This window comes from Pseudomonas entomophila L48, assembly GCF_000026105.1.
Lineage (GTDB): Bacteria > Pseudomonadota > Gammaproteobacteria > Pseudomonadales > Pseudomonadaceae > Aquipseudomonas > Aquipseudomonas entomophila.
In genome coordinates, this window is sequence record NC_008027.1 from 456,835 (window position 1) to 478,656 (window position 21,822).

Here is a 21,822-nt window from a genome sequence, read left to right on the forward strand (position 1 = left end):
GCCGCACGCCTCTCGATGGTCTGAAAAAGATGCTGGATAATAAAGCATGACCCGCTTGACGGCTAGGGCCGTCGGAGAACCCTTGTAATGCCCGATCACGATGTACGCCTGCAACAACTGACCGCCTGGCTTGCCGGGCAGCTCGAGCCCCTGTTCCGCCACAACGCCTGGGGCGAAGTGCCCGAAGGCAGCCTGACTGCCGCCAGCAGCGATGCGAGCTTCCGCCGCTACTTCCGTTGGGAGGGCGCTGGGCATAGTTTCGTGATCATGGATGCCCCGCCTCCCCAGGAAAACTGCCGGCCATTCGTCGATATCGACCATCTGCTGGCCAGTGCCGGGGTGAACGTTCCGGTGATCCACGGCCAGGACCTGGAACGTGGTTTCCTGCTGCTGAGCGACCTGGGCCGGCAGACTTACCTGGACATCATCGACCAGGGCAACGCCGACGCCTTGTTTGCCGATGCCATCGAGGCCTTGCTGGCCCTCCAGCGCCTGCCTATGGACGCACCGCTGCCCAGCTACGACGTTGCCCTGCTGCGTCGTGAGCTGGAACTGTTCCCCGAGTGGTACGTCGGTCGCGCCCTTGGTATGCAACTGAGCGAGGCCCAGCAGGCCAGCTGGCAACGGGTGAGCCAGCAACTGATTGACAGCGCCCTGGCCCAGCCCAAGGTACTGGTGCACCGCGACTACATGCCGCGCAACCTGATGCACAGCGCACCCAACCCCGGCGTGCTGGACTTCCAGGATGCGGTCTACGGCCCGGTCACCTACGACATCACCTGCCTGTTCAAGGATGCCTTCCTCAGCTGGCCCCAGGCGCGTGTCGAAGGCTGGTTGCGCAGCTACTGGGACAAGGCGCGGGCTGCTGGCATCCCGGTCCAGGACGACTTCGAGGCATTCCACCGTGCCAGCGACCTGATGGGTGTGCAGCGCCACCTCAAGGTGATCGGTATCTTCGCGCGCATCTGCCACCGTGACGGCAAGCCACGCTATCTCACCGACGTGCCACGGTTCTTCACCTATATAGATGAAGTGATTGCCCGGCGCCCCGAACTGGACGAGCTGGGGCAGCTGATTGCCGAGCTCAAGGGCGAGGCGCGCCCATGAAGGCGATGATTCTCGCAGCGGGCAAGGGCGAGCGCATGCGCCCGTTGACCCTGCATACCCCCAAGCCGCTGGTCCCTGCCGCCGGCAAGCCACTGATCGAGTACCACCTCGAGGCGCTGGCCCGGGCCGGTATCACCGATGTCGTCATCAACCACGCCTGGCTGGGCCAGCAGATCGAGGATCATCTCGGGGATGGCGGCCGCTTCGGGCTGAGTATCCGCTATTCGCCGGAAGGCGAGCCGCTGGAAACCGGGGGTGGGATCTTCAAGGCCCTGCCCTTGCTGGGTGATGACCCGTTCCTGCTGGTCAACGGCGATATCTGGACGGATTACGATTTCCGGTCGTTGAATGCGCCATTGCAAGGCCTTGCGCACCTGGTGCTGGTCGACAATCCCGGGCATCACGGTCGCGGTGACTTCCGCTTGCAGGAAGGGCAGGTGGTCGACGGCGACGATAGCCCGGGCACGCTGACCTTCAGTGGCATTTCCGTGCTCGACCCCGCGCTGTTCGACGGCTGTCAGACGGGCGCCTTCAAACTGGCGCCCTTGCTGCGCAAGGCCATGGCCGAGGGGCAGGTGAGCGGCGAGCATTTCAGCGGGCGGTGGGTTGATGTCGGCACCCTCGAGCGCCTGGCCGATGTCGAGCGCCTGATCGGAGCGGATGCCTGAAATGTGGTGGCCAAGCACAGTGATTGGTGCCGGGGCCGGTTTCGCCGTGGCCAGCATCCCCGGGGCATTGCTCGGGGCGTTGCTGGGCCAGGCCATGGATCGGCGCCTGCGTCTTCAAGGATGGGACGATATGCGCGAGCGCCTGGGCGGCCGCCCGGCGCTGCGTGATGACGAACTGCTGTTCGTGCTGCTGGGGCGCCTGGCCAAGAGCGATGGCCGGGTGGCCGAGGGGCATATCCAGCAGGCCCGCCAGGAGATGACCCGTCTCGACCTGGCGGAGCCTGCGCGGCGGCGCGCCATCGCTGCGTTCAACCGCGGCAAGGCGGGCAAGGATCGGTTGGGGCATCACCTGCGCCGGATCAAGCTGCAGCCTAACGCTGCGGAAGGCACTTTGCGCGCCTGCTGGCGGATGGTCTGGGCCGATGGCAAGGCGGGGCGGCATGAGCGTGACCTGTTGCTGGGCTGGGGTGAGCAGTTGGGGCTCAGCCGCGGCCAGGTACAGGCATTGTCGCTGGAGTATGAGCCGCGCAAGGCGTCGCTCGACGGCGGCACGATGACCTACGCGGCAGCCTTGCGTCTGTTGGGCGTGGAAGCGGAGACCGACACCGACCAGGTGAAGCAGGCCTATCGCCGGCTGCTCAGCCGCCATCACCCGGACAAGCTGGTGGGCAGTGGCGCCAGCGAGGCGAAGGTGCGCGAGGCGACCGAACTGACACGCGAGCTGCACCAGGCCTTTGCCCTGGTCCGCAAACGGCGGGGTATCTAGCCAGCGCCAAGGTCAAACCTGGCACGATCCCTGTAGGAGCGGCCTTGAGCCGCGAAAGGGCTGCGTAGCGGCCCCAGGATTTCAGTACTGAGCAAAGATCGCCAGGGCCGCCTTGCGGCCCTATCGCGGCTCAAGGCCGCTCCTACAGGTGCAGGCGTGAGTTCCGAATACCCCGCAAGGTGCTTCACTCTTCCTTGGGCGTCAGCCACCCACGCACCCGGCGCAGCAGTTGTTCCTGCTCTGCCGCCTTGTTGCCCGGCATGGCCATCAGCGAGACCTGGCGATACTGACTGTCCTTCTGCCGCTTGCTCGCCTGCAGGCGCAGCTGGGCGGCCTGGCTGTCCTGGGGGCGGCCGGCGAAATAGATATCTGCGGTCGGCACTTTCAGGTTCGAGGTCAGGCTTTGCAGGTCCTGCTCGACCCGCGCTGGCGTCTGCGCGCTGACCATGACCAGCTTCTGTACTTGTGGCGGCTGCTTCTCGCTGAGGTAGCGCGCGGCCCAGTAGGCGCCGCTGCCGTTGCCAAGCAGGACGATGCTGCGTGCCTTCTGCTGTTGTGCGTAGGCCACGGCGGCATCGAGGCGGGCGAAGATCCGCTCGGCATCGGCTTGGTCGCTGTGTTCGTCAGCTTCGGCCGCGTCGGTGCTCTCTGCGGCTTCCACCTCGGGGGCAGTGGCCTGGGCGACGTTGGCGTTGGCGTCCGCAGGCGTGTCCTTGGCCGGTGCCGATTCGCCCTCAGGCTTTTGTGTTGCGACAGCCTGCTTGGCCTCGACCCTTGCCTGCGGGCGTTCGGCCAGCAGATCCGGCAGGCTCAGGCTTAGGGTGTGCCAGCCCACGTCCGGGAAGCCTCGACGCAACGGGCCGACGGTGTTCGGCCAGTCGGCCGTTTCACCCGCGCCCGGGACGATGATCACCGCGCCTTTCGGGTCGCTGTCGTTGGCGGGCTTCCAAAGTGCAAGGAAATTCTCGCCATTGGCCTGCAAGGTCTGCTGCTCGGCCTTGGGCGCCTGGCGTTCCAGGGCCAGGGCATCATCCTGGCTGCGCTCGGCCAGTGCTGGGCGTGGCGCAGGTGCGGCAGCCTCGGTGGCGGCCTCTGTTTTTTCGGTGTCGGCGGCTTGAGCGCCGAAGGGCAGGAGCGAGGCGAGGCAGAACATTGCCAGCGTCGTGCGATAAAGTGTGAACATGAATCAACCCAAGGCCAGAATGATACCGGCAGCCTAATAGTATTTGCCCGCGACGGCCACGCCAGGTGGCCATCCTTGCCAAGACGAGCGTATAGATGAAGCGAGTGCGTTGCCTGTGGGTTATCGGCTGGTTGTGTCTACCCTTGATCGCGCTGGCGAGGCCGGAGGCGCCTCCCATGGTTGCCCTGGAGCCTGCACAGCAGCAATGGCTGGACGCGCACCGCGGCTTGCGTGTCGGTTTCGTGCTGCAAGCACCCTATGCGCAGTTCGATCGCCGTCTCCAGCAGTACTACGGCGCGAATGTCGATTTGGTGGATGAGTTGGCCCAGGCGCTCAGGCTCGACCTGACCTGGCGCGGTTTCGCTGACGATGCGGCCTTGGAGCATGCCTTGCAGGCGGGCGAGATCGATTTTGCCCCAGGGCTTGCCCAGACCCCGGCCAGCCTGCGCAACTGGCTGTTCAGCGACCCGTACATGCGTGTGCCGCAGTTGGTGGTGGGGCTGCGCAGTGGCGCGGTGGCGGTGGAACTGGAGAAGTTGACCGCCAATGACCGAGTCGCGGTACGCATGCCCTCCCGCTTGGCTGATTACCTGCGTGGCAACTACACCAACCTCAACCTTCAAGGCGTGCCCAGCGAACGTGAGGCATTGCAGCTGGTACTGGGCGGCCAGGCCGGTTTCGCCGTGCTCGATGAAGCGCAACTCAGCCGTCTTTCCCGCGAAAGCGAATTCAGTGAGCTGGCCGTTGTGGGCGACATCGGCTTGCCCCAGCTGCTGCGGATCGGTTCGCGACGAGACTGGCCGATACTCGCCGACATCCTGGAGCGCGGCCTGCAGGCAATGCCGGCCAAGCGCCTGGAGCAACTGCATCAACGCTGGTTGCAACCCAAGTACCCACGCTTTTCCGAGTCAGCCGGCTTCTGGCAGAACCTCGCACTTCTGTTCGGCCTGTTGCTGCTCTGCGCCCTGGCCACGCTGGTGTGGCAGCGACGCCAGCAGCGGGGGGTGGAGCGGGCCTTGCTGGCGACCCGCGAGACACTGGTCGAGCGCCAGGTGCGCGAAGAGGCGCTGCGCCTGAGCCAGTTCTCCATCGACCAGAGCACGGTCGGCATCTTCTGGGTCAACTGGGACAGCCACGTCCGTTACGCCAATCATGCGGCCGAGCGCATGCTCGGGTTCGCCGAGGGCGCTCTGATCGAGCGGCCGCTGAGCGACATCGAGCCCAGCCTCAGCATGGATCGCTGGCTGGCACTGTGGAAGCGGGCGCGCAGCGGCGAGGGCGCAGAACTGCAGTTCGAGAGCCAATGTGTGCGTGCCGACGGTAGCCAGTTGCCGGTGGACCTGTCGCTGTCATTCCTGCGTTTTCGCGATGCCGAGTACCTGGTGGTGTTCCTCTCCGATGTCACCGAACGCCGCCGGGCCCTGGCCGAACTGCGCGAAAGCGAAGCGCGCCTCAAGGGTATCGCCGGCAATGTGCCAGGGCTGGTGTTCCGCCTCGAGCGCGATCCGGCCGAAGGCGACCCTGAGTTTCCCTACATCAGCGAGGGTAGCGAGGCCCTCGTCGGCTATACCCCGGCGGCGATCCAGCACCCGCAGATGGGGCTGCGCAACCTGGTCCACCCCGAGGATCGCGGCGACTACCACCGGGTTCAGGATCTGGCTTTGGCGACTGACCAGGACTGGTCGTGGCAAGGCCGGATCCTGACGCGCGAGGGGGAACAGCGCTGGGCCGACATCAAGGCCACCACCCGCCGCCTTGCCGATGGGCGCATGGTCTGGGACGGGGTGGTCTGGGACATCACCCAGGGCAAGCAGGCGGAACTTGCGTTGGCCAGTTCCCAGGAGCAGCTTCGCGAGTTGTCGGCGCACCTGGAGAGCGTGCGCGAAGAAGAAAAAGCACGCATCGCCCGCGAAGTGCACGACGAACTGGGGCAGATGCTCACGGTGCTCAAGCTGGAAGTGTCGATGTGCGAGTTGGCCTACGGTGAGCTGGACACCGGGCTCAACGAGCGGCTGGCCAGCATGAAGCGCCTGATTGCCCAGTTGTTCCAGCTGGTGCGCGATGTGGCCACCGCCTTGCGCCCGCCGATCCTCGACGCTGGCATCGCCTCGGCCATCGAGTGGCAGGCCCGGCGTTTCGAGGCCCGCACGCAGATTCCCTGTCTGGTGCAGGTCCCGGACAATCTGCCACCCTTGAGTGATGCGAAGGCCACTGGCCTGTTCCGTATCCTGCAGGAGGCGCTGACCAATGTGATGCGTCACGCTCAGGCGCACACGGTGCAGATCGAGCTCGTGCGCGAGGGTGGGCAATTGCGCTTGACGGTCATCGACGATGGTAAAGGCTTCACCCCGGGCGAGGCGCGGCCGACTTCGTTCGGCCTGGTGGGGGTGCGTGAGCGTGTGCTGATGCTGGGCGGCAGCATGAGCCTGGACAGCGAGCCAGGCGAGGGCACCAGCCTGAGCGTGGCGATTCCCTTGGCGTAGGAGAAAACGATCGTGATTCGAGTGTTGGTGGCGGAAGACCACACCATCGTCCGGGAAGGCATCAAGCAGTTGATCGGCCTGGCCCGGGACATGCAGGTGGCGGGCGAGGCGGGCAACGGCGAGCAGTTGCTGGAAGCGCTGCGCCAGACGCCCTGTGATGTGGTGCTGCTGGACATCTCCATGCCGGGGGTGAACGGCCTGGAAGCGATCCCGCGGATCCGCGCGCTGAACAACCCGCCCGCAATCCTGATGCTGTCGATGCACGACGAGGCGCAGATGGCGGCCCGGGCGCTGAAGGCCGGCGCCGCGGGCTATGCCACCAAGGACAGCGACCCGGCGCTGTTGCTCACCGCCATTCGCCGGGTGGCCGGGGGCGGACGCTACATCGACCCGGCCCTGGCCGACCGCATGGTGTTCGAGGTGGGGCTGACCGAGACCCGACCGCTGCATACGCTGCTGTCGGAGCGTGAGTTTTCGGTGTTCGAGCGCCTGGCCCAGGGTGCCAACGTCAACGACATCGCCCAGCAGCTGGCGTTGTCGAGCAAGACCATCAGCACCCACAAGGCGCGCTTGATGCAGAAACTCAAGGTCAATTCGCTGGCGGAACTGGTGAAGTACGCCATGGAGCACAAGCTGGTGTGAGTGTTCTGGTTGCGACCATGGCTATTACGCGATCACACCGTAGGAGCGGCTTTAACCGCGATGCAGGCAACGCGGTGCCAGGCACCCGCTTCGCGGGTGATCGCGGCTAAAGCCGCTCCTACAGGGTTCGATTTGCCTGAAAGCGCCACCCTTGTAGGGCGATCCCTACAGCAAGTCTTCCATCCGGATGATGGCATTCTCTCAGTGCCCCCGATTTTCGGGGCCTCGCGCCTCTTCTACGCTTCTGGTCACGCAGTCATTCCAACAAGAAGGTACAGGCATGAGCGAGGCGAATTCGAACGCGGCCAGCGAGACACTGGTCAGCTTCCGGGGCGTGCAGAAGAGCTACGACGGCGAATCGCTGATCGTCAAGGACCTCAACCTCGATATCCGCAAGGGCGAGTTCCTCACCCTGCTCGGGCCGTCCGGCTCGGGCAAGACCACCAGCCTGATGATGCTGGCCGGCTTCGAAACCCCCACCGCCGGCGAGATCCAGCTGGCCGGGCGTTCGATCAACAACGTGCCGCCGCACAAACGCGACATCGGCATGGTGTTCCAGAACTACGCGTTGTTCCCGCACATGACCGTGGCCGAGAACCTGGCCTTCCCGCTGAGTGTGCGCAACCTGAGCAAGACCGACATCAGCGAGCGGGTCAAGCGCGTGCTCAATATGGTTCAGCTCGATGCCTTCGCCAAGCGCTACCCCGGCCAGCTGTCCGGTGGCCAGCAGCAGCGCGTGGCGTTGGCCCGGGCCCTGGTGTTCGAGCCGCAGCTGGTGCTGATGGACGAACCGCTCGGCGCGCTGGACAAGCAACTGCGCGAGCACATGCAGATGGAGATCAAGCACATCCACCAGCGCCTGGGTGTGACCGTGGTGTACGTGACCCACGACCAGGGCGAGGCGTTGACCATGTCCGACCGGGTAGCGGTGTTCCACCAGGGCGAGATCCAGCAGATCGCCGACCCGCGCACCCTCTACGAAGAACCCTGCAACACCTTCGTCGCCAACTTCATCGGCGAGAACAATCGTATCAACGGCACCCTGCTGGCCAGCGACGGCAAGCGCTGCCAGGTACAGCTGGCCCGGGGCGAGCGGGTCGAGGCGCTGGCGGTGAACGTCGGCCAGGCCGGTGAGCCGGTCACCCTGTCGGTTCGCCCCGAGCGCGTGCGCCTCAATGGCCATAGCGAAAGCTGCGTCAACCGTTTCTCTGGCCGCGTGGCCGAATTCATCTACCTGGGCGACCACGTGCGGGTGCGCCTGGAGGTCTGCGGCAAGGCCGACTTCTTCGTGAAGCAGCCGATCGCCGAGCTCGACCCGGCCCTGGCCGTGGGCGATGTGGTACCGCTGGGCTGGGAGGTGGAGCACGCCCGCGCGCTCGATCCGATTGCCGAAGCCCATTGATGGTTTGCTTCACCAACCCTGTACTGTGGAGAAAATAATAATGCGCAAGCAGTTGAAACTGACCGCCCTGGCCCTGGGGCTGTTCGCCGCCGGCCAGGTGCTGGCCGCGGACCTGACCGTGGTGTCGTTCGGTGGTGCGAACAAGGCGGCCCAGGTCAAGGCGTTCTACGAGCCATGGGAGAAGGCCGGCAAGGGCAAGATCGTCGCCGGTGAGTACAACGGCGAGATGGCCAAGGTCAAAGCCATGGTCGACACCAACAGCGTGTCGTGGAACCTGGTCGAGGTGGAGTCGCCGGAGCTGGCACGCGGCTGTGACGAGGGCATGTTCGAGGAGCTTGACCCGGCCCTGTTCGGTAATGAAAGCGACTACGTCAAAGGTGCCATCCAGCCCTGCGGCGTGGGCTTCTTCGTCTGGTCCACCGTGTTGGCCTACAACGCCGACAAGCTCAAGAGCGCACCCACCAGCTGGGCCGATTTCTGGGATACGAAGAAATTCCCGGGCAAGCGCGGCCTGCGCAAGGGGGCCAAGTACACCCTCGAGTTCGCCCTGATGGCGGATGGTGTCGCGCCGAAGGACGTCTACTCAGTGCTGGCCACCAAGGAAGGCCAGGACCGCGCCTTCAAGAAGCTCGATGAACTCAAGCCAAGCATCCAGTGGTGGGAAGCCGGCGCCCAGCCGCCGCAATACCTGGCCTCGGGCGACGTGGTCATGAGCTCGGCCTACAACGGTCGCATCGCCGCGGTGCAGAAAGAGAGCAACCTCAAGGTGGTGTGGAACGGCGGTATCTACGACTTCGACGCCTGGGCCATTCCGAAAGGCGCCAAGGATGTGGAAGAGGCGAAGAAGTTCATCGCCTACACCGTACAGCCTGAACAACAGAAGACCTACTCCGAGAACATCGCCTACGGCCCGGCCAACTCCAAGGCCGTCCCGCTGCTGGCGGACGCTGTGAAGAAAGACATGCCGACCACGCCTGAGAACATTGCCAACCAGGTGCAGATCGACGTGGCCTTCTGGGCCGACAACAGCGAACAGCTGGAGCAACGCTTCAACGCCTGGGCGGCGAAGAAGTAACCAGCCCGTTCGCCGGCAAGCCGGCTCCTGCTTGGATTCCCTGTAGGAGCCGGCTTGCCGGCGAACGCCCCACCCCTGTATTCCGGAGTTCGCCATGGCCATTGCAGTGCCCCTCAACGAAGGCGCAGGTCCAAGCCTCAAGCAGCGCCTCAAGCATGCCGAGCGGGTCAACCGCTGGAAGGCCCAGGCGTTGATTGCGCCGCTGGCGCTGTTTCTCCTGCTGGTGTTCCTGGTGCCCATCGCCGCGCTGCTGTACAAGAGCGTCGGCAACCCCGAGGTGGTCGGCGGCCTGCCGCGCACCGTCGAAGCGGTGGCGCAATGGGATGGCAAGAGCTTGCCTGGCGAGGAGGTCTACAAGGCCCTGAGCCAGGACCTGGCCGAGTCGCGCAAGAACCAGACCCTGGGCGATCTTTCCAAGCGCCTGAACATGGAGCTGGCCGGCTACCGCAGCCTGCTGGCCAAGACCGCACGGGCACTGCCGTTCAAGGAAGAGCCCGGCTCTTATAAAGAAGCCTTGCAGACGCTCGACGAGCGCTGGGGCGACCCTGCCTACTGGCAGGCGATCCGTCGCAACACCAGCAGTGTCACGCCGTTCTACCTGCTGGCCGCGCTGGACCACCGTATCGACGATCTGGGCGAGTTGGCCAAGGCCACCCCCGACCAGGCCATCTACCTCGATATCTTCGCCCGCACCCTGTGGATGGGCGTGGTGATCACCGTGATCTGCCTGGTGCTGGCCTACCCCCTGGCCTACCTGCTGGCCAACCTGCCGACCCGGCAGAGCAACCTCCTGATGATCCTGGTGCTGCTGCCATTCTGGACTTCGATCCTGGTGCGGGTGGCAGCGTGGATCGTGCTGCTGCAGTCGGGTGGCTTGATCAACAGCGCGCTGATGGCGATGGGCATCATCGACCAGCCACTGGAGCTGGTGTTCAACCGCACTGGTGTGTACATCTCGATGGTGCACATCCTGCTGCCGTTCATGATCCTGCCGCTGTACAGCGTGATGAAGGGCATCTCGCCCAGCTACATGCGCGCGGCGATCTCCCTTGGTTGCCATCCGTTCGCCAGCTTCTGGCGGGTGTACTTCCCGCAGACCTACGCCGGTGTAGGCGCCGGGTGCCTGCTGGTGTTCATCCTGGCCATCGGCTACTACATCACCCCGGCGCTGCTGGGCAGCCCGAACGACCAGATGGTCAGCTACTTCGTCGCCTTCTATACCAACACCAGCATCAACTGGGGCATGGCCACCGCGCTGGGTGGGCTGTTGCTGCTGGCGACCGTGCTGCTGTACCTGATCTATAGCTGGCTGGTCGGCGCCAGCCGCCTGCGCCTGAGCTGAGGAGCCTTGTCATGCTGAGCCCCTACATGTCGCCCGTGGAACGGGTGTGGTTCTACAGCCTGCGCATCCTGTGCGGCCTGATCCTGCTGTTCCTGGTGCTGCCGGTGCTGGTCATCGTGCCGCTGTCATTCAACAGCGGCAGCTTCCTGGTCTATCCGCTGCAGGGCTTCTCGCTGCACTGGTACCAGGACTTCTTCGGCTCAGCCGAATGGATGCGCGCTCTGAAGAACAGCATCATCGTCGCCCCGGCGGCCACGGTGCTGGCCATGGTGTTCGGCACCCTGGCCTCGATTGGCCTGACCCGGGGCGACTTCCCCGGCAAGTCGCTGGTGATGGCGCTGGTGATCTCGCCGATGGTGGTGCCGGTGGTGATCATTGGTGTGGCCAGCTACCTGTTCTTCGCGCCGCTGGGCATGGGCAACAGTTTTGCCTCGTTGATCCTGGTGCATGCGGTGCTGGGTGTGCCGTTCGTGATCATCACCGTGTCGGCCACGCTGCAGGGTTTCAACTACAACCTGGTGCGCGCGGCGGCCAGCCTCGGGGCCTCGCCATTGCTGACCTTCCGTCGGGTGACATTGCCGCTGATTGCGCCGGGCGTGATTTCCGGGGCGCTGTTCGCCTTCGCCACTTCGTTCGACGAAGTGGTGGTAACCCTGTTCCTCGCCGGGCCGGAGCAGGCGACCCTGCCACGGCAGATGTTCAGCGGCATTCGCGAGAACCTGAGCCCGACCATCGCGGCGGCGGCCACCTTGCTGATCGCGTTCTCGGTGATCTTGCTGCTGACCTTGGAGTGGTTGCGTGGGCGTAGCGAGAAGCTGAGAACCCAGCAACCTGCCTGATGGCAGTGCGGTTGTAGGAGCCGGCCTTGCCGGCGAACCAGGCGACGCGATGGTTGCCACCGGCTTTGCCGGTGTTCGCCGGCAAGGCCGGCTCCTACAGGGTTGCGGCGCATCCTTGATACCAATCAGCCCCGATCCGCTTCCCTGGGTTACAATGCGCGCCACCGTGATTTCCGCCTACAGGTGCGCCATGCAGCCCTACGCTATTGCCCCCTCCATTCTTTCCGCCGATTTCGCCCGTCTGGGCGAGGACGTCGACAAGGTTCTGGCCGCCGGGGCCGACATCGTCCACTTCGATGTCATGGACAACCACTATGTCCCCAACCTGACCATCGGCCCGATGGTCTGCAGCGCGCTGCGCAAATACGGCGTGACCGCGCCGATCGACGTGCACCTGATGGTCAGCCCGGTCGACCGCATCATCGGCGACTTCATCGAGGCCGGCGCCACCTACATCACCTTCCACCCGGAAGCCTCGCAGCACATCGACCGCTCGCTGCAGCTGATCCGCGACGGCGGCTGCAAGGCCGGCCTGGTGTTCAACCCGGCAACCGGCCTGGACGCTTTGAAGTACGTGATGGACAAGGTCGACATGGTCCTGCTGATGAGCGTCAACCCTGGCTTCGGTGGGCAGAAGTTCATCCCCGGCACCCTCGACAAGCTGCGCGAAGCCCGCGCGCTGATCGACGCCAGCGGCCGCGACATTCGCCTGGAGATCGATGGCGGCGTCAACGTCAACAACATCCGCGAGATCACCGCCGCCGGCGCTGACACCTTCGTGGCCGGTTCGGCGATCTTCAACGCCCCGGACTACAAGGAAGTCATCGACAAGATGCGTGCCGAAATGGCGCTGGCCCGCGCATGAGCGGCTTCGAGCAGCTGTTCCCGGGGACGCTGCCCAGGCTGGTGATGTTCGATCTGGATGGTACCCTGATCGACTCGGTCCCCGACCTGGCCGCAGCCGTCGACCGCATGCTGCTCGAACTCGGGCGCCCGCCTGCCGGGCTCGATGCCGTGCGCCACTGGGTGGGCAACGGTGCCCAGGTGCTGGTGCGCCGGGCGCTGGCCGGCAACATCGAACACGACACCGTGGACGACGAACTGGCCGACCGTGCCCTGGCCCTGTTCATGGAGGCCTACGCCGAGAGCCATGAGCTGACCGTCGTCTACCCTGGTGTGCGCGACACCCTGCGTTGGCTGAGCAAGCAGGGCGTGGAAATGGCCCTGATCACCAACAAGCCGGAGCGTTTCGTCGCGCCTTTGCTTGACCAGATGAAGATCGGCCGTTATTTCCGCTGGATCATTGGTGGCGACACCCTGCCACAGAAGAAGCCCGACCCTGCGGCCTTGCTGTTTGTCATGAAGATGGCCGGCGTTGCCCCGGAGCAGTCGCTGTTCATCGGCGATTCGCGCAGTGACGTGTTGGCAGCCAAGGCAGCCGGGGTCAAGTGTGTTGGCCTTAGCTATGGTTACAACCACGGCCGCCCCATCGACGATGAATCCCCCAGCCTGGTGATCGACGACCTGCGCCGCCTGCTGCCCGGTTGCGTAGTCACCGACACTGGGATAACGTTGGCGGACCTTCAAGCCCCGCAAAGCAGAGACAACAACGTGGTGGTCACTGGCAAATTCTGGATGAAAGTCATCAAGGCCCTGGCCCGCTGGCGCTGGCGCGCCTGACTCCCCCTCGCCGGCACCTGCCGGCCCGTCCGCTTGCCCGACCCCATTGCTGCTTGCCACGAGGCTACACATGACCCGCGAAGAATTCCTGCGCCTGGCTGCTGCCGGCTACAACCGCATTCCCCTGGCCTGCGAAACCCTGGCCGACTTCGACACGCCGCTGTCGATCTACCTGAAGCTTGCCGACCAACCCAACTCCTACCTGCTCGAGTCCGTGCAGGGCGGTGAGAAATGGGGCCGTTACTCGATGATCGGCCTGCCGTCGCGCACCGTGATGCGCGTGCATGGCTATCACGTCAGCATCCTGCAGGACGGCGTCGAAGTGGAAAGTCACGACGTCGAGGACCCGTTGGCTTTCGTCGAGGCGTTCAAGGACCGCTACAAGGTCGCCGACATTCCCGGCCTGCCGCGCTTCAACGGTGGCCTGGTGGGTTACTTCGGCTATGACTGTGTGCGCTATGTCGAGAAACGCCTGGGCGCCAGCCCCAACCCGGACCCGCTTGGGGTGCCGGATATCCTGCTGATGGTGTCCGATGCCGTGGTGGTATTCGACAACCTGGCGGGCAAGATGCACGCGATTGTCCTGGTCGACCCGGCCGAGGAGCAGGCGTTCGAGAACGGCAAGGCACGCCTGGAAGGGTTGCTGGCAACGCTGCGCCAGCCGATCACTCCGCGTCGTGGCCTCGACCTCAGCGGGCCCATGGCCGCCGAGCCTGAGTTCCGCTCCAGCTACACCCGCGCCGACTATGAAAACGCGGTGGGCCGCATCAAGGAGTACATCCTTGCCGGTGACTGCATGCAGGTAGTGCCGTCGCAGCGCATGTCCATCGACTTCAAGGCCGCGCCCATCGACCTGTACCGCGCGCTGCGCTGCTTCAACCCGACGCCGTACATGTACTTCTTCAACTTCGGTGACTTCCATGTCGTAGGCAGTTCCCCTGAAGTGCTGGTGCGTGTCGAGGACAACCTGGTCACCGTGCGGCCCATCGCCGGCACCCGCCCACGTGGTGCCACCGAAGAAGCCGACCGCGCCCTGGAAGACGACCTGCTGTCGGATGACAAGGAGATCGCCGAGCACCTGATGCTGATCGACCTGGGACGCAACGATGTTGGCCGGGTGTCCGCCACTGGCAGCGTGCGCCTGACCGAGAAGATGGTGATCGAGCGCTATTCCAACGTCATGCACATCGTCTCCAACGTCACCGGCCAACTGCGTGAGGGGCTGACGGCGATGGATGCACTGCGGGCGATCCTGCCGGCGGGCACCTTGTCCGGTGCGCCGAAGATCCGCGCCATGGAGATCATCGACGAGCTGGAGCCGGTCAAGCGTGGTGTCTATGGTGGTGCCGTGGGCTACTTCGCCTGGAACGGCAACATGGATACCGCAATCGCCATTCGTACCGCGGTGATCAAGGATGGTGAATTGCATGTGCAGGCAGGTGGCGGCATTGTCGCCGACTCGGTGCCGGCACTGGAGTGGGAAGAGACCATCAACAAACGCCGGGCGATGTTCCGTGCCGTGGCGTTGGCTGAGCAGACCTCGAAATAAGCATTGGGCTGCTGTCGCGCAAGGAACAGAGCCCACTGTAGGAGCGGCTTTAGCCGCGATTCAGGCAACGCGGTGTCGGATCTCCGCTTTGCGTGTGATCGCGGCTAAAGCCGCTCCTACAGAGGTCGTGCCAAATCGGTTACGGTTTTATCCATGAAGGCCGACTTGCCGGCGAACCTCCACTTAGAAGTCGACGCTAACCGCCAGGCTCACCCCCTGCTGCCTTAGCTCGTCACTCTTGCGCCAGTTGTAGTTCCCCCGCAGGTTCACCCCCGGCGCCAGTTCATGAGTCACTCCCAGGCTGGCGCGGGTCAGGTTGCTGTGTGGTGTGTAGCCGGTCAGGGTGAAGTCATTGGCCGGTAGCGTGGTCAGGTGCATGCTCAGGTCCTGTTGGTCATCCTCGAACTCATGCTCCCGGGCGACCTCGGCGAACAGCTTCGTGCCCTGCAACACCTGCACGCTACCCAACATCCCGACGCCCAGGCGCCGTGACGTGCGCTCCTGGTCATCGAAGCCGAGCGCCGTCGAGCGTCCGCTCTTCTCGTCATAGCCATCCACCTTGACCCGTGCATAGTCGGCGCTGACGAACGGTGCCAGCTGCCAGTCGCTGCCCTCGGCCGCCAGGTTGTAGCCCAGCCGGCCGGTGACGGCCCAGGCCTCGCCGTCGGTGTCGCCTTTCTCACTGCGGTCGTTCACGCCCAGGGCGAAAGTGCGCTTGAGATCCCGGTAGTCCAGGTGCCCGGCAGTCAGCGCCGCGTCGGCCCACCAGCGGCCCTGGCGGTACTGGGCGAAGGCGCTGGCAAGGTAGCTGTCGAGCTTGTAGTCCGAGTCCTGCTGGCCCACTTCGAGCTTCTGCCGGTACACGCCCGCAGCCAGGCCCAGCCGCCAGGCATCATCGAGGCGGTAGCTGCCACCCAGGGTCAGGTTGTAGCCCCGGCCATCACCGCTGGCGGCGCTGCGTTGGCTGCCGAAATCCAGGTCCTGTGCGCCGGTGGCCACAAAGGCTTGCCACTGCCCGACCGCTTGCCAGGGTGTTTGCCACTGGTTGCGCAGCTCGTCCTGGTGGGCGCGGACACTGGCGTGGGCAATTTCGGGCAGGAGGGTCAGTTCCCACGGTGCGGCGAGGATCGAATAGCCGTAGTCGGCGATTAGCTGCTGGCCGGCGATGGTCGGGTGCACGGAGTCATTGAACAACAGCTTGGTCGGGTCGGGTGTTGTGCCGTTGGCGCCATAGACAGGGTTGCCCACGCAGTTACCGCCGCTGTAGCAGGTACCGACCAGGTTCTGACCGGTGGCCAGGCCGAACTGTGCGGGGCTGGCCAGGGCTTCCTGGAGCAGCACCGGTATGTTCAGGGGAATGATCTCGGCGTCGATGCCAGCAAGCTGGCTGACCAGCGACTGATTGAACACGCTGGACAGTTGCGACAGCGGGCCCTGTTGTGGCGTGCCACTGAAGCTTGGTGTCTGGCCCAGGTCGGGCAGCAGCCACACCATGATGTAGCGTGCACCTGCCTGTTGTAGCGCCTCGGCACTGGCGGCCAGGCGGGCTCCAGCGGCAGCGGCGGTGGCCGGGCTGGTGACCAGGCCCTGGAGGAAGTCGTTGCCGCCGCCGGTCAGGTAGTACAGGGCATTCGGGTCGGCGCCCAGGCCGTTGGCCAGGTAGCCGGGCCGTTGGCGCAGCACCGTACCGGAGCCGGGTTGCCCTGGCGGGATGACCGCTTTCGAGGTAGTGGTGATCGAGTCGAGGATCTGCTGCGTGGTGTAGCCGCCGACCGCCCAGTTGTTGCCGTCCGGTATGCCGCGCAGCTGGTTGGTCAATGACGTCGAGGGACCGAGCGAGCCGTCGCTGAGGCCTAACCTGCCGCCGAGGATCATGGGCGACACCGGCGCATAGTTGCCGTTGGCGTCACGGTTGGTGAAGCGCATGCCTGCGGTGCCACCGGTCAGGTCGGGAAACTGCCCGGCGTCGCTCAGGCTGTCGCCGAAGACGATCAGGGAGCTATAGGGGGAGGGCGCGGCGATGGCTTGGCTGCAGGCGAACACGAGGGTTGCGAGTGAAGTGCGCAGGAAGGGAGCCTTGAGCATGCAGGGATATCCTTTTCATTGTTTTTATCGGGACAAGCCGAATGACCTTAGCAAATTCCCGGTCTTTGCCTACCGTTCCATTCGTTTCCCCGTGTTTACGGGCATATTGCGCCCGTCGCCACGGTAGGCTACTGTGCCGGAACGTATGAACGAGACCTACCCTGTGTTGATCGTCAGCAAACTCTTGATGCACGTGATCAAGGCCATCGCCCGTTGGCGTTGGCGCGCCTGACTTTATCTCTTGCCGGTTGACCCGGCCCGCCCCCGTTTGCCTTCCGTTCGTTTCACCTGCCGCCTTGTTGCGCACCTGTTCGCGCACCTGTGATCGGCAGTGGAAGGCTCGAATCAAAAGTCAGTATTCAAGAGGTTCGTTCCAGATGTTACTGATGATCGACAACTACGACTCCTTCACCTACAACGTCGTGCAATACCTTGGCGAGCTGGGTGCCGAGGTCAAGGTCATTCGCAACGACGAAATGACCATCGCCCAGATCGAAGCCCTCAACCCCGAGCGCATTGTCGTATCCCCCGGCCCTTGCACGCCCAGCGAGGCGGGTGTGTCCATCGAGGCCATCCTGCATTTCGCCGGCAAGCTGCCCATCCTGGGCGTCTGCCTCGGCCACCAGTCCATCGGCCAGGCCTTCGGTGGTGACGTAGTGCGCGCACGCCAGGTAATGCACGGCAAGACCAGCCCGGTGTTCCACCGTGACCTGGGCGTGTTCGCCGGTTTGAACAACCCGCTCACCGTCACCCGCTACCACTCGCTGGTGGTCAAGCGCGAAACACTGCCTGACTGCCTGGAAGTCACCGCCTGGACCGCCCACGAAGACGGCTCGGTCGACGAGATCATGGGCCTGCGTCATAAAACGCTGAATGTGGAAGGGGTACAGTTCCACCCCGAGTCCATCCTCACCGAGCAGGGCCATGAACTGTTCGCCAACTTCCTCAAGCAGACCGGCGGCCGCCGTTAAGGATCGATCATGGATATCAAGAGTGCTTTGAGCCGTATCGTCGGCCACCTGGACCTGTCCACCGAGGAAATGCGTGACGTCATGCGCCAGATCATGACCGGCCAGTGCAGCGAGGCGCAGATCGGCGCCTTCCTCATGGGGATGCGCATGAAAAGCGAAAGCATCGACGAGATCGTCGGCGCGGTGTCGGTGATGCGTGAGCTGGCCGACAAGGTCGAGCTCAAGAGCCTCGACGGCGTGGTCGACATCGTCGGCACCGGCGGCGATGGCGCCAACATCTTCAACGTGTCCACCGCGTCGGCCTTCGTTATCGCGGCGGCCGGTTGCACCGTGGCCAAGCATGGCAACCGCGCGGTTTCCGGCAAGAGCGGCAGCGCCGACCTGCTGGAGGCCGCCGGCATCTACCTGAACCTGACGCCGGTCCAGGTGGCGCGTTGCATCGACAGCCTGGGCATCGGCTTCATGTTCGCCCAGACCCACCACAGCGCCATGAAGCACGCAGCTGGGCCGCGCCGTGACCTGGGCCTGCGTACCCTGTTCAACATGCTCGGCCCGCTTACGAATCCGGCCGGCGTGAAACACCAGGTGGTCGGGGTCTTCACGCAGGCCCTGTGCCGTCCATTGGCCGAAGTGCTGCAGCGCCTGGGCAGCAAGCATGTGCTGGTGGTGCATTCGAAGGACGGCCTGGACGAGTTCAGCCTGGCCGCGCCGACCTTCGTCGCCGAACTGAAGAATGACCAGATCACCGAGTACTGGGTCGAACCGGAAGATCTCGGCATGAAGAGCCAGAGCCTGCACGGTCTGGCCGTCGAAGGCCCGCAAGCGTCGCTGGAACTGATCCGTGACGCGCTGGGCCGGCGCAAGACCGAGAACGGGCAGAAAGCCGCCGAGATGATCGTACTCAATGCCGGCGCCGCCCTGTATGCCGCCGACCATGCAATGACCCTGGCGCAAGGTGTGGAACTGGCCCACGACGTGCTGCACACCGGGCTGGCCTGGGAAAAACTGCAGGAGCTGGGTGCGTTTACCGCGGTATTCAAGGTGGAGAACGAAGCATGAGTGTCCCGACGGTGCTGGAAAGGATCATCGCCCGCAAGTTCCAGGAAGTGGCCGAGCGTAGCGCACGCGTCAGCCTCGCCGAGCTCGAGGCCATGGCCAAGTCGGCCGATGCGCCGCGTGGCTTTGCCAAGGCCCTGATCGAGCAGGCCAAGCGCAAGAAGCCGGCGGTGATTGCCGAGATCAAGAAGGCCTCGCCCAGCAAGGGCGTGATCCGCGAAAACTTCGTGCCAGCAGACATCGCCGTCAGCTACGAGAAGGGCGGTGCGACCTGCCTCTCCGTGCTGACCGACGTGGACTACTTCCAAGGTGCCGACGTCTATCTGCAACAGGCCCGCGCTGCGGTTTCGTTGCCGGTGATCCGCAAGGACTTCATGGTCGATCCGTACCAGATCGTCGAAGCCCGTGCCCTGGGTGCCGACTGTGTGCTGCTGATTGTTTCGGCGCTCGACGATGTAAAAATGGCCGAGTTGGCCGCCACGGCCAAGGATGTCGGCCTCGATGTGCTGGTGGAAGTGCACGACGGTGATGAGCTGGAGCGTGCGTTGAAGACCCTGGACACGCCACTGGTCGGGGTCAACAACCGCAACCTGCACACCTTCGACGTCAGCCTCGAGACCACCCTTGACCTGCTGCCGCGCATTCCGCGCGATCGCCTGGCCATCACCGAGAGCGGCATCCTCAACCGTGCCGATGTCGAGCTGATGGAAATCAACGAAGTGTATTCGTTCCTGGTCGGTGAAGCCTTCATGCGCGCCGAGCAGCCGGGAGTGGAACTGCAGCGGCTGTTTTTCCCTGACCAAGTGAAGAAAGCAGTGGTTCAGCCTCTGGACTGATCGAATCGAAGCCGGCGTTTGCCGGCTTTTTTGTTTGTATGCCATGGCCCCTTCGCGGGTAAACCCGCTCCTACAGGTTCCCCACTGCTTTCAGGGTTGTATGGCACCTGTGGGAGCGGGTTTACCCGCGAAGGGGGCCGAGAGAACAACATCAAAGGTGGATCAATGACCGATCAACCCCTGGCCCTGACCGTCGAGCAAGGCCTGCACGCCGAGCAGGACCTGCTGGCTGCCGTGTGCCGTGGTGAACGCGAGTCCGGTGTGCTGTTCTGGCGCCCGACCGACCACGCCCTGGTGATGCCGCGGCGCATGAGCCGCCTGGACAATTTCGAGGCCGCCTGTGCCGAGCTGGCGATCGCCAGCTGGCCTGTGTTGCTGCGTGAAACCGGTGGCGAGCCGGTACCGCAGTCCCACGCCACGGTGAACATAGCGCTGGTCTACGTGGCGCCGCGCAGCGAAGGTGACCATGGGCGGATCGAGAGCGCCTACGAGCGCCTGTGCCTGCCGTTATGTGATGTGTTGCGCGAATGGGGCGGGGTAGCTTCGGTCGGTGAAATCGACGGCGCATTCTGTGACGGCCGCTACAACGTCAACCTCAATGGCCGCAAACTGGTCGGCACCGCCCAGCGCTGGCGCCAGGGCCTGGGTGGCAAGCGCCCGGTGGTGCTGGTGCATGGGGCGTTGTTGCTGGATAACGAGCGCGAATCGATGGTGGCGGCAGTGAACCGCTTCAACGAGTGCTGTGAACTTGAGCAACGCTGCCGTGCCGACAGCCACATCGCCCTGCATGAAGTGGTGCCCGAGGTACCTTGGTTCGAGCGCCTCAACCAGGCTTATGCCGATGTGATCGGGGCATTGCCGAGGGATTAACGGGTACCGTAGACCACCATGGTCTTGCCCTTGACCTGCACCAGGCTGCGTTCCTCGAGGTCCTTGAGCACGCGGCCGACCATTTCACGGGAGCAACCGACGATCCGGCCAATCTCCTGGCGGGTGATCTTGATCTGCATGCCGTCGGGGTGGGTCATGGCGTCGGGTTGCTTGCACAGTTCGAGCAGGCAGCGGGCAACCCGACCGGTCACATCGAAGAAGGCCAGGTCACCCACCTTGCGTGTGGTATTGCGCAGGCGCTGGGCCATCTGGCTGCCGAGCGCATAAAGGATTTCCGGGTCCTGGCGGGCCAGTTCGCGAAACTTGTCATAGCTGATCTCGGCTACTTCGCATTCGGTCTTGGCGCGCACCCAGGCACTGCGCTGGTGCTCCTGGCCAACCGGCTCGAACAGGCCCAGCTCGCCAAAGAAATCGCCGTTGTTGAGGTAGGCGATGATCATTTCGTGGCCTTCGTCATCCTCGATGAGGATGGTCACCGAACCCTTGACGATGAACGACAGCGTTTCGGCCCGGTCGCCCGCGCAGATGATGTTGCTCTTGGCCGCATAACGGCGGCGCTGGCAGTGCCCGAGCAGCTTGTCGATGTTCTTGATCTTGGCGGGAAGGGCTGAGGAGACCATCACGAAATCCTGTTCGATGCGACGCATTGGCTTTTATAGAGTTGGCCTGGTGCGATGCGCCAGGCATTTGGCGCCAGCTTATCAGACACTTTCGCTTGTATCGGCATAAAAGCGACGTGTCTTGAGCTTTTCCGACAGCGCCACAAGGACTAAGCTGGCACCCTTTTACGAAATTGGGAGTCCGGATAGATGAAGGCACGCATCCAGTGGGCCGGTGAAGCGATGTTCCTCGGCGAGTCGGGGAGCGGCCATGTCGTCGTGATGGACGGCCCACCCGAAGCCGGTGGCCGCAACCTGGGCGTGCGCCCGATGGAGATGCTGCTGTTGGGCCTCGGTGGCTGCAGTAGCTTCGACGTGGTCAGTATCCTGAAGAAGTCGCGCCAGGCCGTGGAAAGCTGCGAAGCCTTCCTGGAGGCCGAACGTGCCACTGAAGACCCTAAGGTGTTCACCAAGATCCATCTCAACTTCGTGGTCAAGGGGCGCGGGTTGAAGGAGGCGCAGGTCAAGCGTGCGGTGGAGCTGTCGGCCGAGAAGTATTGCTCTGCCTCGATCATGCTGGACCGCGCGGGCGTCGAGATCACCCACGGTTACGAAATCGTCGAACTCGCGTGACGTGCAGGAGCGCCT

20 protein-coding genes are annotated in these 21,822 nt (G+C 64.2%); 17 read left to right on the plus strand and 3 right to left on the minus strand.

What is annotated here, in order from left to right:
- Positions 1–87 precede the first annotated feature (87 nt).
- The 3 genes from PSEEN_RS01985 to PSEEN_RS01995 are packed head-to-tail and all read left to right on the plus strand — an operon-like array spanning position 88 to position 2,541.
- Positions 88–1,107: an aminoglycoside phosphotransferase family protein gene (locus PSEEN_RS01985; RefSeq protein ID WP_011531843.1), complete on the plus strand. Its 1,020-nt coding sequence runs from the start codon at positions 88–90 to the stop codon at positions 1,105–1,107.
- Positions 1,104–1,775 (plus strand): N-acetylmuramate alpha-1-phosphate uridylyltransferase MurU, encoded by a 672-nt coding sequence (murU, locus tag PSEEN_RS01990; protein ID WP_011531844.1) that lies wholly within the window; start codon positions 1,104–1,106, stop codon positions 1,773–1,775. Before PSEEN_RS01985 ends, murU begins: the two co-directional genes overlap by 4 nt.
- 1 nt (position 1,776) lies before the next feature.
- Positions 1,777–2,541 (plus strand): TerB family tellurite resistance protein, encoded by a 765-nt coding sequence (locus PSEEN_RS01995; RefSeq protein ID WP_011531845.1) that lies wholly within the window; start codon positions 1,777–1,779, stop codon positions 2,539–2,541.
- A 184-nt stretch (positions 2,542–2,725) separates the two neighbouring features.
- Here the strand turns inward: PSEEN_RS01995 and PSEEN_RS02000 are convergent, their stop codons facing one another.
- Entirely contained in the window at positions 2,726–3,724 is a 999-nt protein-coding gene (locus PSEEN_RS02000) for an alpha/beta hydrolase family protein (RefSeq protein WP_011531846.1), read from the minus strand.
- 95 nt (positions 3,725–3,819) lie between these two features.
- On the opposite strand from PSEEN_RS02000, the gene PSEEN_RS02005 reads away from it, so the two are divergent.
- From PSEEN_RS02005 to trpE, 9 genes are all read left to right on the plus strand, one after another.
- Positions 3,820–6,207: a PAS domain-containing sensor histidine kinase gene (locus PSEEN_RS02005; RefSeq protein ID WP_011531847.1), complete on the plus strand. Its 2,388-nt coding sequence runs from the start codon at positions 3,820–3,822 to the stop codon at positions 6,205–6,207.
- A gap of 9 nt (positions 6,208–6,216) precedes the next feature.
- Positions 6,217–6,849 (plus strand): response regulator, encoded by a 633-nt coding sequence (locus PSEEN_RS02010; RefSeq protein WP_193383919.1) that lies wholly within the window; start codon positions 6,217–6,219, stop codon positions 6,847–6,849.
- A gap of 280 nt (positions 6,850–7,129) precedes the next feature.
- Positions 7,130–8,251: an ABC transporter ATP-binding protein gene (locus PSEEN_RS02015; protein ID WP_011531849.1), complete on the plus strand. Its 1,122-nt coding sequence runs from the start codon at positions 7,130–7,132 to the stop codon at positions 8,249–8,251.
- A 40-nt stretch (positions 8,252–8,291) separates the two neighbouring features.
- Positions 8,292–9,326, plus strand: coding sequence for an ABC transporter substrate-binding protein (locus PSEEN_RS02020; RefSeq protein ID WP_011531850.1), 1,035 nt, complete (start codon positions 8,292–8,294; stop codon positions 9,324–9,326).
- 94 nt (positions 9,327–9,420) lie between these two features.
- Positions 9,421–10,668 (plus strand): ABC transporter permease, encoded by a 1,248-nt coding sequence (locus PSEEN_RS02025; protein ID WP_011531851.1) that lies wholly within the window; start codon positions 9,421–9,423, stop codon positions 10,666–10,668.
- Positions 10,669–10,679: 11 nt separating this feature from the next.
- The gene (locus tag PSEEN_RS02030; RefSeq protein WP_011531852.1) at positions 10,680–11,507 is read left to right on the plus strand and encodes an ABC transporter permease; all 828 of its coding nucleotides are present in this window, start codon (positions 10,680–10,682) and stop codon (positions 11,505–11,507) included.
- A gap of 190 nt (positions 11,508–11,697) precedes the next feature.
- Entirely contained in the window at positions 11,698–12,372 is a 675-nt protein-coding gene (gene rpe / locus PSEEN_RS02035; protein WP_011531853.1) for a ribulose-phosphate 3-epimerase, read from the plus strand.
- Positions 12,369–13,187 carry a phosphoglycolate phosphatase gene (locus tag PSEEN_RS02040; RefSeq protein WP_011531854.1) on the plus strand — a complete coding sequence of 273 codons (819 nt, stop codon included), beginning with the start codon at positions 12,369–12,371 and terminating at the stop codon, positions 13,185–13,187. The genes rpe and PSEEN_RS02040 overlap by 4 nt, the downstream gene beginning before the upstream one ends.
- A gap of 70 nt (positions 13,188–13,257) precedes the next feature.
- Entirely contained in the window at positions 13,258–14,736 is a 1,479-nt protein-coding gene (gene trpE / locus PSEEN_RS02045; RefSeq protein ID WP_011531855.1) for an anthranilate synthase component I, read from the plus strand.
- A gap of 183 nt (positions 14,737–14,919) precedes the next feature.
- Here the strand turns inward: trpE and estP are convergent, their stop codons facing one another.
- Complete coding sequence (estP, locus tag PSEEN_RS02050; RefSeq protein WP_011531856.1) at positions 14,920–16,821, minus strand: esterase EstP; 1,902 nt, start codon at positions 16,819–16,821, stop codon at positions 14,920–14,922.
- Positions 16,822–17,198: 377 nt separating this feature from the next.
- Between estP and PSEEN_RS02055 the strand changes: the two genes are divergently transcribed.
- From PSEEN_RS02055 to PSEEN_RS02070, 4 genes are all read left to right on the plus strand, one after another.
- Positions 17,199–17,792 (plus strand): aminodeoxychorismate/anthranilate synthase component II, encoded by a 594-nt coding sequence (locus PSEEN_RS02055; protein WP_011531858.1) that lies wholly within the window; start codon positions 17,199–17,201, stop codon positions 17,790–17,792.
- Between the two features lie 9 nt (positions 17,793–17,801).
- Positions 17,802–18,851, plus strand: coding sequence for an anthranilate phosphoribosyltransferase (trpD, locus tag PSEEN_RS02060; RefSeq protein ID WP_011531859.1), 1,050 nt, complete (start codon positions 17,802–17,804; stop codon positions 18,849–18,851).
- Positions 18,848–19,684, plus strand: a complete 837-nt coding sequence (trpC, locus tag PSEEN_RS02065) for an indole-3-glycerol phosphate synthase TrpC (RefSeq protein WP_011531860.1) — start codon at positions 18,848–18,850, stop codon at positions 19,682–19,684. The genes trpD and trpC overlap by 4 nt, the downstream gene beginning before the upstream one ends.
- 165 nt (positions 19,685–19,849) lie before the next feature.
- Positions 19,850–20,554 carry a lipoate--protein ligase family protein gene (locus PSEEN_RS02070; protein ID WP_011531861.1) on the plus strand — a complete coding sequence of 235 codons (705 nt, stop codon included), beginning with the start codon at positions 19,850–19,852 and terminating at the stop codon, positions 20,552–20,554.
- Here the strand turns inward: PSEEN_RS02070 and crp are convergent.
- Entirely contained in the window at positions 20,551–21,195 is a 645-nt protein-coding gene (gene crp, locus PSEEN_RS02075) for a cAMP-activated global transcriptional regulator CRP (protein ID WP_011531862.1), read from the minus strand. The genes PSEEN_RS02070 and crp overlap by 4 nt on opposite strands.
- A 189-nt stretch (positions 21,196–21,384) precedes the next feature.
- On the opposite strand from crp, the gene PSEEN_RS02080 reads away from it, so the two are divergent.
- Positions 21,385–21,807 (plus strand): OsmC family protein, encoded by a 423-nt coding sequence (locus tag PSEEN_RS02080; RefSeq protein WP_011531863.1) that lies wholly within the window; start codon positions 21,385–21,387, stop codon positions 21,805–21,807.
- Positions 21,808–21,822 lie beyond the last annotated feature (15 nt).

What these genes read in the sequence shown, in the direction of transcription:
- PSEEN_RS02070 (WP_011531861.1), top strand. Translation starts at nt 19,850, where the DNA reads ATGACCGATCAACCCCTGGCCCTGACCGTCGAGCAAGGCCTGCACGCC.
- crp (WP_011531862.1), bottom strand. Translation starts at nt 21,195, where the DNA reads ATGGTCTCCTCAGCCCTTCCCGCCAAGATCAAGAACATCGACAAGCTG.
- PSEEN_RS02030 (WP_011531852.1), top strand. Translation starts at nt 10,680, where the DNA reads ATGCTGAGCCCCTACATGTCGCCCGTGGAACGGGTGTGGTTCTACAGC.
- trpE (WP_011531855.1), top strand. Translation starts at nt 13,258, where the DNA reads ATGACCCGCGAAGAATTCCTGCGCCTGGCTGCTGCCGGCTACAACCGC.
- trpD (WP_011531859.1), top strand. Translation starts at nt 17,802, where the DNA reads ATGGATATCAAGAGTGCTTTGAGCCGTATCGTCGGCCACCTGGACCTG.
- PSEEN_RS02040 (WP_011531854.1), top strand. Translation starts at nt 12,369, where the DNA reads ATGAGCGGCTTCGAGCAGCTGTTCCCGGGGACGCTGCCCAGGCTGGTG.
- PSEEN_RS02000 (WP_011531846.1), bottom strand. Translation starts at nt 3,724, where the DNA reads ATGTTCACACTTTATCGCACGACGCTGGCAATGTTCTGCCTCGCCTCG.
- PSEEN_RS01995 (WP_011531845.1), top strand. Translation starts at nt 1,777, where the DNA reads ATGTGGTGGCCAAGCACAGTGATTGGTGCCGGGGCCGGTTTCGCCGTG.
- PSEEN_RS02055 (WP_011531858.1), top strand. Translation starts at nt 17,199, where the DNA reads ATGTTACTGATGATCGACAACTACGACTCCTTCACCTACAACGTCGTG.
- PSEEN_RS01985 (WP_011531843.1), top strand. Translation starts at nt 88, where the DNA reads ATGCCCGATCACGATGTACGCCTGCAACAACTGACCGCCTGGCTTGCC.
- murU (WP_011531844.1), top strand. Translation starts at nt 1,104, where the DNA reads ATGAAGGCGATGATTCTCGCAGCGGGCAAGGGCGAGCGCATGCGCCCG.
- trpC (WP_011531860.1), top strand. Translation starts at nt 18,848, where the DNA reads ATGAGTGTCCCGACGGTGCTGGAAAGGATCATCGCCCGCAAGTTCCAG.
- rpe (WP_011531853.1), top strand. Translation starts at nt 11,698, where the DNA reads ATGCAGCCCTACGCTATTGCCCCCTCCATTCTTTCCGCCGATTTCGCC.
- PSEEN_RS02005 (WP_011531847.1), top strand. Translation starts at nt 3,820, where the DNA reads ATGAAGCGAGTGCGTTGCCTGTGGGTTATCGGCTGGTTGTGTCTACCC.
- PSEEN_RS02080 (WP_011531863.1), top strand. Translation starts at nt 21,385, where the DNA reads ATGAAGGCACGCATCCAGTGGGCCGGTGAAGCGATGTTCCTCGGCGAG.
- estP (WP_011531856.1), bottom strand. Translation starts at nt 16,821, where the DNA reads ATGCTCAAGGCTCCCTTCCTGCGCACTTCACTCGCAACCCTCGTGTTC.
- PSEEN_RS02015 (WP_011531849.1), top strand. Translation starts at nt 7,130, where the DNA reads ATGAGCGAGGCGAATTCGAACGCGGCCAGCGAGACACTGGTCAGCTTC.
- PSEEN_RS02025 (WP_011531851.1), top strand. Translation starts at nt 9,421, where the DNA reads ATGGCCATTGCAGTGCCCCTCAACGAAGGCGCAGGTCCAAGCCTCAAG.
- PSEEN_RS02020 (WP_011531850.1), top strand. Translation starts at nt 8,292, where the DNA reads ATGCGCAAGCAGTTGAAACTGACCGCCCTGGCCCTGGGGCTGTTCGCC.